The organism is Terasakiella sp. (assembly GCF_048267425.1).
Taxonomy (GTDB): domain Bacteria; phylum Pseudomonadota; class Alphaproteobacteria; order Rhodospirillales; family Terasakiellaceae; genus Terasakiella.
The window spans coordinates 24,368-35,437 of sequence record NZ_JBLWXN010000008.1 but is presented as its reverse complement, the minus strand read 5'-3'; the positions used below and the strand labels follow the sequence as shown (position 1 = coordinate 35,437).

7 protein-coding genes are annotated in these 11,070 nt (G+C 46.4%); 4 read left to right on the top strand and 3 right to left on the bottom strand.

From position 1 onward, the window contains the following. Window positions 1–5: 5 nt before the first annotated feature. From ACN0VA_RS12845 to ACN0VA_RS12830, 4 genes are read left to right on the top strand one after another with little or no spacing between them, the layout of a single operon-like run. Window positions 6–1,985, top strand: coding sequence for a TolC family protein (locus ACN0VA_RS12845; protein WP_417821545.1), 1,980 nt, complete (start codon window positions 6–8; stop codon window positions 1,983–1,985). Further along, window positions 1,955–2,743, top strand: a complete 789-nt coding sequence (locus ACN0VA_RS12840) for an efflux RND transporter periplasmic adaptor subunit (protein ID WP_417821544.1) — start codon at window positions 1,955–1,957, stop codon at window positions 2,741–2,743. Before ACN0VA_RS12845 ends, ACN0VA_RS12840 begins: the two co-directional genes overlap by 31 nt. 1 nt (window position 2,744) lies before the next feature. Further along, a complete protein-coding gene (locus ACN0VA_RS12835) occupies window positions 2,745–4,040 on the top strand; it encodes an HlyD family efflux transporter periplasmic adaptor subunit (protein WP_417821543.1) in 1,296 nt (431 codons plus the stop codon). A gap of 3 nt (window positions 4,041–4,043) precedes the next feature. Then, entirely contained in the window at window positions 4,044–6,149 is a 2,106-nt protein-coding gene (locus ACN0VA_RS12830; RefSeq protein ID WP_417821542.1) for a site-2 protease family protein, read from the top strand. A gap of 50 nt (window positions 6,150–6,199) precedes the next feature. On the opposite strand, the gene ACN0VA_RS12825 is transcribed toward ACN0VA_RS12830, so the two are convergent. Genes ACN0VA_RS12825 through ACN0VA_RS12815 form a run of 3 tightly spaced genes read right to left on the bottom strand, consistent with a single transcriptional unit; the run spans window position 6,200 to window position 10,900 of the window. Beyond that, window positions 6,200–7,378: an ABC transporter substrate-binding protein gene (locus ACN0VA_RS12825; RefSeq protein ID WP_417821541.1), complete on the bottom strand. Its 1,179-nt coding sequence runs from the start codon at window positions 7,376–7,378 to the stop codon at window positions 6,200–6,202. A gap of 2 nt (window positions 7,379–7,380) precedes the next feature. After that, window positions 7,381–9,783 carry an MFS transporter gene (locus ACN0VA_RS12820; protein ID WP_417821540.1) on the bottom strand — a complete coding sequence of 801 codons (2,403 nt, stop codon included), beginning with the start codon at window positions 9,781–9,783 and terminating at the stop codon, window positions 7,381–7,383. 40 nt (window positions 9,784–9,823) lie between these two features. Next, window positions 9,824–10,900 (bottom strand): D-alanine--D-alanine ligase family protein, encoded by a 1,077-nt coding sequence (locus ACN0VA_RS12815; protein WP_417821539.1) that lies wholly within the window; start codon window positions 10,898–10,900, stop codon window positions 9,824–9,826. Window positions 10,901–11,070 lie beyond the last annotated feature (170 nt).

The window sequence follows — 11,070 nt, the reverse complement described above, 5'->3', positions numbered from 1 at the left end:
GCGATATGCAAATACATAAAACAAAGCTTCTGGCAACGGCTTCGATGGTCGCTTTTCTATCAGCCTGTTCCTTGACGTCGGAACCGCTGACAAATGAAGATACAACAATAAGCGCTGAACAGGATTTACAAAAAATGTTTGGCGATAATGAAGCAATCAATGGGGAATTGACGCTTTCAGATGCTGTTGCACGCGCCTTGATGTATAATCTGGATCACAAGGCACGCGCGATGGAACAAGCCTTGTCTGTTTCGCAAGCTGATTTGGAAAAATATGAACTTCTGCCCACTTTGACAGCGAATGCCGGTTATTCACACCGTTCTGAATATAATGCGACCAACAGTCAGGATGTCGGTTCAAGCACGCCGCCGGGCGCTTATTCCTATTCTGCGGACAAAGGCATGGTGACAACTGATTTGACGATGGGTTGGAATATGCTGGATTTTGGCGTCGGTTATTTCAATGCAAAACAGAACGGCAATCGTGCTTTGATTGCGGAAGAACGTCGCCGTAAGGTTATTCATAATCTGGTTAAGGAAGTGCAGCGTGCCTATTGGCGCATGGTGGCAGCGCAGAAACTCGAAACTCGCGTAAAAATGACGATCACCAATGCCAAACGTGCTTTGGCACAGGCAGAACGGGTTGAATTGGAACGTTTGCGTGCGCCTGAAGAATCATTGCGTTATCAAAAACGATTACTGCAAAATTTGCGGCAGTTGGAAACGGTTAATCAAGAACTCGCCACGGCCAAATTTGAATTGGCGGCTTTGATCAACGTTGCACCCAATACTTCATTTCGTGTCGCACTGCCCGCGGAAGAGACCCTTGATGTTCCTAAATGGGAAGCGTCGGTCGCGGATATGGAACTGTTGGCGTTTCATAACAATCCCGATTTGCGCGAAAAAATGTATTTAACGCGTATTTCACTGGATGAAACCAAAAAGTCACTTTTGTCCCTCTTGCCGGGAATTAATCTGGATTACGGGCGTAATTATGATGACAATTCGTATCTGGACGAAAACCGTTGGTATGAATTCAGCACGGCGATCAGTTGGAATATTTTCAATGTCTTTAAATTACCCGCGCGTATGAAATTTTCCGAAGCGAATGAAAGACTGGCGGAAGTGCAGCGATTAGCCCTGCGTATGGCGGTTCTGGCACAGGTTCATGTAGCGGATCGCCAGTATTACAGCGCCGTCCAAAAGTTTGAACAGCTAAACAAACTTTATAATGTGGATAAACGTCTGACATTCCATTTATCCAAGCGCCAGAACAATACCAGCCAAGGGGTTCTGGATCGGATTTCTCAGGAAACAGCGACCATTGCATCTGAATTGATGCGTTATCAGGCCTATGCCGATGTAATGGCTTCGATCGGGCAGATTCATTCCACATTGGGGATCGGCATTGTGCCCCAAGGAACACAGGCTGATAATGTGTCTAGTCTGAGCCAAGCTGTTGCGCAAGCCATGAGTGATTGGCGTACAGGCAAGGCGATTACAGCCACAGTTCAGTCGATGCACAAGATTGTTGTGCAGGAAGAAAAGAGAAACGCACCGGAAACCGAAGTTGCGAATTCGGCTGAACAAGTCGAAAAAATTGTTGATCAACAAATGACAGATACGGGGGAAAGTCAGGTAAAGGCACAAGCGGAAACGCCAATATCAACTCCTGTAAAGAAAACACCGATTGCCGAGACAGAAAAACGCGGTGCGGAAAAAAGCACCCCTGTTAAACCCGTTGAAAAAGTGATTAAGACAAAACCGCTTTATGTCGAATTTAAATTGAATAACGGACCAGGAACACCGCCGGTTTATAATTTAAAACTGGCTTGCGGTTCGTTGAAAACAGATGTGGAAAAAGACAGTTGGGTTGAACTGTCCGGTAAAGACGAAGATGGACTTAACCGGGTGGGGTGGATACATAAAATATATCTGATGCAAGGCAAGCTAGAATGCAAAAAGCTTCAAGCTCTTCAATCCTGATCCTGTTTTCTTTCATCACGGTTTTGTTAGTTCCTGCCTCTTTACGGGGGCAGGAACCTGCATTATTGGGTGAGGAAGAACTTCAGGCGTTGGATGGCGATAGTGTGTATGGTCATATTCGCAGTCGTAACAGGGCAACCCTGTCCAGTGAATTCCCGGCAAAGATTGAGGTAATTCCTTTTCGGGACGGGGAAAGTTTTGAAAAGGGCGATATTCTCATTAAATTCGATTGCAGCCTACTTATGGCGCAACAAGATAAAGCGCGTGCGGTTCTGGACGGGGCACGCAAGAAATATGCTTCTGAGAAACGTTTGATGACATTGCAATCGGGGGGGCAACTGGAACTGGATCTCGCCACTGCAAAAATGGCGGAGGCCCGCGCCGAGGTCAAAGCCATACAAACCAAGCTTGAAAAATGTGAATTGCAGGCTCCTTACACCGGGCGGGTCGTTATGCAAAAAGCCGGGGAGTTTGAATTTGTCCAAACCGGTCAGGCCATTATTGATATTATCGAAACCGGCCATATGGAAATTGAATTTATCGTGCCGTCCCATTGGATTGCGAAACTGACAAAGGGCAGCCCCTTTCAGTTTAAAGTCGGGGAAACCCAAGAAAGTTACGGGGCCAAAATTATCCGTCCCGGTGGTGTGGTTGATCCAGTCAGTCGCACGGTGACGATGATTGGTCGCTTTGATGACATTCACCCGGAACTTATCGTGGGAATGAGTGGCTATATCCAGCTACAGGACCTTCCATGAGATGACACAGGCCGCAGAAAACCCCTTATCCGTTTTATTGTCTTTGGAGGCACAGACACGGGCATGTGAAGATGTTAACGCGTTATTTTACTTCCTCGTTAACGAACCTCACAGTCTGAGCCCTTATCGACAGGCGGCTTTGTTTGATGCACATAATAAGGTCGTGTCTTTATCCGGTGTCGCCAATGTGGATCGCAATACCCCCTTTGTGCAATGGCTTGAACAACAAGTAGAAGACGAACTAGACGCACCGCTTTGTAAACCAAGCCATGAGCTTGACGGTGATGCCGCTGATTGGTTGGCAAATTATGTTTTGTTGTTACCGATTAAAACGGCGCAAGGTCGATTTTATGGAACCTTGTTGTTGTCGCGTGATCAGAATTGGACGACGGCGGAAATTTCCCTATTGCAACATTTAATGGGGGCATGTGCTTATTGCTGGTCGTATTTTATGCCGCTACCACGAAAAAAGTGGATAGAACATATACCACGCAAAGTTAAAATTGCGGCATTGATCGGTTGTGTCGCTGTTCTGTTTTTTCCGGTTCATCTCAATGTTCTGGCAGAGGCGGAAATCATTGCAAAAGACCCCGTGGTCATTCGGGCACCGATGAACGGTATTGTGGAAGCGGTTAATGTTCACCCTAATCAGGATGTCACAGAAGGGACATCCTTGGTCCAGATGGATATAACAGACCTTGAAAATAAAAAACGAATTGCCCTGAAAAAACTGGATGGTCTGCGTTCTGAATATCGACAGACCACCCGTTTGGCGCTGATCGATCCCAAAGGCAAGGCGAAGCTGGTTATTCTGGCGGCACAGATCAAGGAACAGCAGGCAAATTTAAAACGTCTGTCCAATATGATGGAACGGGCACATATCCACGCGCCGCATGCTGCCACGGTTATTTTGGATGATGCACAGGAATGGAGTGCCAAACCGGTTCAGGTCGGCGAAAAAATTCTTTCACTGGCTGATAAACATGAAGTTGAGATTGAGGCATGGCTCGCAGTGGCGGATGCGATTGAATTGAAAAAAGACAGTGAATTGAAACTGTTTTTGAATGCAAGTCCCTTATCCCCGATAAAAGGTGTGATCAAGCGTGTCTCGTTCAAGGCGCAGGAACTGCCATCCGGCATTATGGCCCACCGTATCGTGGCTACGATCACACAGGGCAAAGATGTTGCCCGTCTGGGGGCACAGGGTACTGCCCGTATCGAAGGGGAACGTGTCAGCGTCTTTTATTGGGTCTTTCGTCGTCCGATTGCCGTCGTCCGGCAGTTCTTCGGGATATAGGCAATGACGCAATCAGCAAGCTGGCAATCACTGCGTGAAGATCTCGATCTACATGAAGGGGCACCGGCATATGACGGACAACCGACCTGGGTTATTGAAGATCCTGCGACCAATCGTTTCTTCCAATTGGATAGAAAAGGATTCGAAGTTTTGTGTCGCTGGCATCTTGGAGATGCGGAACTCATTGCTCAAGAGGTGAATAAGGAAACCTCCCAGACAGTTTCGAAAGATTTTGTAGATGGTTTTGGCACTTTTTTAATTCAGAACCAGCTTGTCCGTCTGTCGCAGGGAAAATCGGTTGAAACCTTGACCAAACAGCGAAAGAAAAAACAGACTTGGTATCTATGGCTATTGCATCATTATCTGTTTTTTCGCGTTCCGCTGGTCAAACCGGATCGTTTTTTACAGGCAACCTTAAAATATGTGCGTCCTTTATATAGCAAGGGCGTGTTTTATGTTTTGCTCTTTTCATTGGCAGCCGGTCTGTTTTTAGTGTCGCGTCAATGGGATGTTTTTATCACCAGTTTTGTCGATATGTTGTCCGTTAAGGGATTAGTCTATTTTATAATAGCCTTGAGTATCAGCAAGATCGGGCATGAACTGGGGCATGCCTATACGGCAAAACTGTATGGTTGTCGCGTTCCGGCGATGGGGGTGGCGTTTTTGGTGTTATGGCCCATGCTTTACACAGACACCAATCAAACATGGAAAATAAAATCGCGGCGCAAGCGTTTGAATGTCGGGGCCGCAGGAATGTGTGTGGAACTGGGGTTTGCTGCAATTGCTACACTGGCGTGGTCTTTCCTGCCCAATGGGGCATGGCGCGATATGGCATTGGTCACGGCGACCACAACATGGGTTTCGTCCCTGTTGATCAATATCAGCCCTTTTATGCGTTTTGATGGATATTACCTTATGTCCGATTGGCTGGGAATGCCCAACCTGCATCAACGTAGCTTTGCCTTGGGGCGCTGGAAAATGCGCGAGATTTTATTCAACCTGAACCATCCCGTGCCGGAAAAATTTAAACCGAAAAAACAGCTTTTCCTCATTTTATTTGCTTATGGTGTGTGGATTTACCGTTTGACGCTGTTTTTGGGGATTGCTGTTCTGGTTTACAGTTTTTTTATCAAGCTAATCGGCATTTTATTGTTTGTAATTGAAATTTTATGGTTTGTGCTGAAACCTGTCTTTAACGAATTGAAAGTCTGGTACGGCTTACGCGAGCAAATTAAAGGGAAAAAACGGGGATACATCGGACTGGCGGGATGTTTTCTGTTGTTTGGGATGGCTTTTATTCCGTGGTCCACCGGGGTGACGGCTTCGGCAATTGTAAAAGCCGGTGAAGCAACGGAAATTTACAGCCAGTTTTCAGGGATCCTTCAAGATAAAATAGTTCACGAAGGACAAACCGTTCAAGCAGGCGAGATCCTGACCCGTTTGCAAGACCCGGACCTCGTAGAAGAAGAACAGGTCTTGATATATCGCAAAAAAAGACTGGAATATGAACAGACATTAACAGCGCTTTCTGCCGACTACAGAGGGCAAAGTGACAGTATTTATGCAAACCTTGTCCAATTGGATGTCGAGCAAAATATCCTGAATGAACGCAAACAGGCCCTGATGTTGAAAGCTCCGCATGATGGGGTCTGGCTGGATAGTGAAACGGGGTTGAGCCCGGGGCAATGGATCGGCGTAGGTCAACACCTTGGACGGATCACATCATTTGAACAGTTAAAACTGAACGCCTATGTTCTTGAGCGCGATATGGAACGTATCAGCACACAATCGAGCTGTGCATATTATAGTCTGGCTGCACCAAAATTGCGTTATGACTGTAAAATCCTTGAAATTGAGAAATTCCCAACACGTTTATTGCATCAAAAGGAACTGGCGACAATGAATGGCGGGCTTATTACGGTGCGTCAGGACGAGGCCGGTTTGCACCCGGATGAAAGCATCTACAAAGTTATTCTGGAGCTTGATGAAACAAAGGTGCCTGCGATTGCCCACAGTGGTTTAGTTCGGTTTTCCGGAAAGTCAGAAAGCCTCATGTTTAGGCTTTATCGCTTCGTTGCCAGATCGCTTATTGAAGAAAGTGCATGGTGAGACCATTACACGGATCAATAACTTGATCAAATTGGGACCGGCAAAGAGCCTCATTTTTTAACCATGACTTTTTCGCCACTCATACGGACAGGTTGTCCATTTTGGTCGTAGATGAAATTGGAAATTTCGAAGAAGTCGAAGGGGATTTTCATGTTGATTTGGCGGGCTTTTAGGAAATTAATCGCGATATCAGGCGGGCTGACCAGTCCAACGGGCAACTCGCCAGCAGGACGCCCGGATAAGATATCCAGTCCGTAAATGGCTGCCAGATGGGCGTTGGTGTCAAAACCGATGCCTATCGATAAGACAGCACTGTCCAGCCCCGGCTGCACAACATCCGTGACCGCGCTTAAAACCGGAATGTTTTTAGTATAGCTGTTGATTAAGGCGATTTCCTGAAAGACCGACGTTGAACCGGTAATCCAGAACACACTGTTTTGCAAGGCTGGATCGCTTTCTTTCATTTGTGCGATTGCAGCGGGGATCAGGGTGCGCAGTTCTTTTGCGGCTTGGGTTCGATCTTTCACACCGACCCCGATGATGGACACACCCATTTTTTGGGCAGGGTCGATCATGGGTTTATATTGGGTTTGAACAGATGAGGTGTTTTGTTCGGCGTATAAAACGGCGACATTTTTCAAGTCAGGTTTAAGGCTAAGCAGATACTTAAACAATGTTTCTGCAGGAGCGTTCAAAGAGGTAAAGGCAAAATTATTTTGGCTACCGGTTTCATATCCCGACATTTGTCCAAGCAGAACAGGATCCTTGGCACAGACGCTGACAACGGGCAAAGCGCCGTTTTTATAAAGTTTATAGACATTGGCAACCGTGGATGATCCAAGGGCGTAGACCATATCAATACCGTCTGTTTCAGCCTTTTTTAGTGTAGCTTCGATGAAGGGCAGGTCTTTGCCGACGCGAACAACTTCAAAGGTGGATCTGATGTTTTTATTGCCAAAAACAGCCAGTATTTGTGATAGGGCGGTGTCATAGGCAGAAGATGGGCGTTCCATTAAAACAAGGATGCGTTTGTCAACTTCTCCGCTTTGGGTCGGGGATATGTCGACATAACGTTCATCGGCGCGCAGGTGTGTTGACCATTGTTTTGTTTTTTCACTATCAAGGCTCAGCCAGTCGGTTATATGACGTTTTGGCGCTGCCAGAGCTGTGTTGGTCAAAACAATACCGAGGCATAAAACAAGGAAGAACCGGGATGATGACATAGGCATGATTATACACTCCCTTGCGGTTTTGCAGGTTTGGCGCGTCCCACAGGCAGAGAAAACAACAGACCGAAGACAACAATAGCCCCCCCGATATACATAATGGCAAGGGGGCTACCACCCATACTGCTAAGGATTGCGGCAACTACAATCGGGCCAATGACATGGCCGATCCGTTCAATAAAGCGATAAGTCGCAACGGATGTGGCCTTGCCGACTTTATTGACGCCATCTGTGGTCACGACGTGGGTAACAACCGGGGCATTGATGAAGCCGTGGGAGATACCGAGGATAAACATACCGGTGACAACCAACACAGCCTCGCGATTTGCAAAGACAAGACCCAATGCATCCAGATCACTACCAAGCAGGCCGATCAGGAGCAATCCCACACCGCCGACCAGACAACCGATCAATAAGGTCAGTACTGTTTTGCGCACCCTGTCCACCAGTTTGGAGACAAAATGGCTCGCCAGTAAAACCCCGGCAGCATAAAACATGATGACCTGACCGATACTGTCGTTTTCATAACCGAATTCAGCCAGAATCAGGGGGAGGGCATAAATACTGACACCGGATAAAATAGCCTTGGTCGGAATGCCCACGAATAAAATCGTTTTCATAAATTCCAAGTCTTTTAATAAGCTGAAAATATCGTGAAATATCTGGAATACGGGGCGTTTTTGTGTGTTAGGATCGGTTTCTACCTCTGTCTGTTCCGGGGTAACGGTTCGCGCCGGAACCAGCATGTAAACATAAACAAACAGGATAATGGCAATGATTGCGGCACAATAAAAGACCCCGCTGATGCCCATATAAACAGACAGAAGCGAGCCGATCGCTGCACCGGAAATCATCCCGCCATTAAAGCCATAGACAATAATACCGGTCCCTTGTGTTGTTTTGCCGCCGGCGGAATGTTCCAGAATAAAAGACTGAATGCCAATGAGGAAAATGCCTTGTCCGGCACCGGATAAAGCGCGCGCGATGAGGGCTATTTCTAATCCGAATGCATTTGCCAGCATAAATTGGGCAACGGCACATAAAAGGGCGCCGACCAGTAATAAGGGCTTTGCGCCACGTGTTTCGGCAAATTTACCAGCCGGGACAAGGACAGCTGCAAAAAAGACGAAGAAGACAGCGAAAATTGCAGCGGAAGCACCTTGCCCAACAGTTTCCCCAGATAGAATGGAACGGAGGTATTGTGGCAAGAAAGAAGCGTTCAATGTTTCGACAAAAACACCGATCAAATAAACCGGTTTAATCATCTGAAGCATCATATCATCGTAGTCATGCTGGCGGGCTTGAGGGTCTTGTATTGCGCGGACCTTATGTTGCAGGGTCGCGGACAGCTGAATAAATAAAACCGCCATAAATCCGGTTGCTACAAACAGGGAAATGAAGCTTTTGATATTTTGAACAATGGCACGGTAAACAGTCTTTTTAGCAATTCCGACGCTGACATCAATTTGACTGTTGGCGGCATTTTTTAGGCGCGCGGTATGTTCATAAGCTTCGGGATCGGGTTGCCAGACGGTTCCGATTTTGGCTGTGTCGGTGTTGAAACGGATTTTGGAATTGAAATTGACTGAGATTGTTTTGATATCGGGGTTTAATTTCTGATAATCGGCAATCATACGGTCAATGCCGGAAAAATCGTTAAAATCCAGTTGTAATTCAGAAATTATGCCAAGGCGTGAGGCCAAACTATCGGCCAAGGCACGCGTTTTGGATTGTACACCGTCTGAATAGATGGGGAGAACAGTGGCGACCATAACGCCAGCGGCTGCGAGAAAGGCTAGGCCAAAGGCAATTTCCTGAAGCCAGACACTGGATTTTTGATAGGCAGCACTGACATAGGAAACCACAAAAACCAGCGCCACAATGAGGGCTAGGGCGGGGATCAGGCTTTTGAATTTAGCGGTGATGCGTGCTGACATGGTTTGGGTCGGGGAAACAATTTCCAACACGCCAAGGGTTTCAAATTTATTTCGAAGAAGGAGAATATGTCTGAAATTATTATTGTCAGAGGCATCAATTGCCGCCTTATTGACCGTTTTTTGTACAATATCACTTATGTCTTGAGACGGGAGAAGCGGCGCGTCTGCCTGTCCGGCGTCGAAAACTTTTGTACCATTCATTTTTCTGACAACAATGGCTTGGATGGTTTTGTCGGTGTCCAGAATGGATTGCGCCAATTGGTCAAAACCGATGAATTGTTTTAAGGGGAGACCGGATTGTAAAAATGCCTCCATTGCGGTTTGGATCACTTCTGCCTGCGCTTGAAGTTTGGCTTTTTCAAACTTCGGTGCGGTCCGTAACGTTTCGCCATATCCGACGTAAACCAACATTAATAATGCAAGTACTGTTGTCGCGATAATTGGCAGGGTTGATTTGATCCGCTTGATCATTTCTCATACATCCTTGTTTCGAGAAAGATGATATTTTTGTTTACGCACAATGGTAAATTGTCTTTCTCTTTAATTGATTATGCAAGCAATGGGCAAATAGGGAGAGGATTAAATCGTCATAAGTCATACCGATTTTCTGTAAACCGCTGCCGACCAGACTGGTTTTTTCAGGAGACGGCCTTTTAAGATCGGGTTTGGGGTTTGCTTCGATTACATGCATTTTTCCGTTTTCATCGGCTCGAATGTCGATCCGCACCAGAGTCTCCAGATTGAAACCGATAAAAATCCGATGAGCCAGTTCAATCAATTGATCAACTTGTTTCTTGTCATGTTTTGGGTCGAGCAGGGTGAAGCGATCATTGGTAATGGGTTTGACATCCATTGAAGTGAAAATTCGTTCGTCTTTGTCCAGGTTTCGTCGGATTTGGGAAAAGGCCATAGGGCTATCACCGATTTCAAGGTGTTGGTTCTTATGGGTGACCTCGCCGCATACGGCCACCGTATATTCTGCACCGGTTAAATATTTTTCGATCAGAACCGGATTGTGGGTTTCCTGTGTAATCTGTTCGATACAGTCGGCCAAATCTTCAATATTGTCGATAACTTCAACCATAACCGATCCGCGACCTGAGATGGGTTTCACGATAAATGGGCCGTCATAATCAGCGAAATTGCGTTGAAACCGGGGGGTGTCTCTCCCTGGAAAACGACCCCGCAAATTATTCCAGACTAAAAAAGGGGCGGTGGCGATATCTTTTGCAACCAGTCCCCATTTGAAAAAATGTTTGTTATCCAGAATTGAAGCGTTTGCCGGATTATGCCCGATATAGGGAATACCCGCCATTTCCAACAAGGCGGGTAAATGACAGACAGGGTCTATTCCCTGTACGCCACCGCTGTTGATCCAGACCACATCAATTTTATGCCGGTTCAGTTTTTCCAGAAGATCCACGCCTTCTGGAAAAATGGATACATGTAGGAAACCGGCTTGTTTCAGGGTGTCTGCAATATTGTTTGCAACTTCTTCATAACTTTTCCAGGGGCGTGTATTATAACCTTCAAACAAAACCCGTCCCGGGTCTGTTTTGCAACCAGAATAAACTACGGCAACGCGCATGTGTTTTTGCGCATGGCAAAGGAGTTTGTGTAATTCCAGGGCTGAATTGCTGCGGACTTCGTTGACTTTTTGCAAAAGGGTTTTCTCCCCATCCAGTGATTTGCAATAACTCTCTTTTTGCAGGAGTTATTCTACTTGGCGTTTAAAATCATACTAGACGCATTGGCAAG

Coding starts and splice junctions, on each gene's coding strand:
- ACN0VA_RS12835 (WP_417821543.1), top strand. CDS start 2,745: ATGACACAGGCCGCAGAAAACCCCTTATCCGTTTTATTGTCTTTGGAG.
- ACN0VA_RS12820 (WP_417821540.1), bottom strand. CDS start 9,783: ATGATCAAGCGGATCAAATCAACCCTGCCAATTATCGCGACAACAGTA.
- ACN0VA_RS12845 (WP_417821545.1), top strand. CDS start 6: ATGCAAATACATAAAACAAAGCTTCTGGCAACGGCTTCGATGGTCGCT.
- ACN0VA_RS12825 (WP_417821541.1), bottom strand. CDS start 7,378: ATGCCTATGTCATCATCCCGGTTCTTCCTTGTTTTATGCCTCGGTATT.
- ACN0VA_RS12840 (WP_417821544.1), top strand. CDS start 1,955: ATGCAAAAAGCTTCAAGCTCTTCAATCCTGATCCTGTTTTCTTTCATC.
- ACN0VA_RS12815 (WP_417821539.1), bottom strand. CDS start 10,900: ATGCGCGTTGCCGTAGTTTATTCTGGTTGCAAAACAGACCCGGGACGG.
- ACN0VA_RS12830 (WP_417821542.1), top strand. CDS start 4,044: ATGACGCAATCAGCAAGCTGGCAATCACTGCGTGAAGATCTCGATCTA.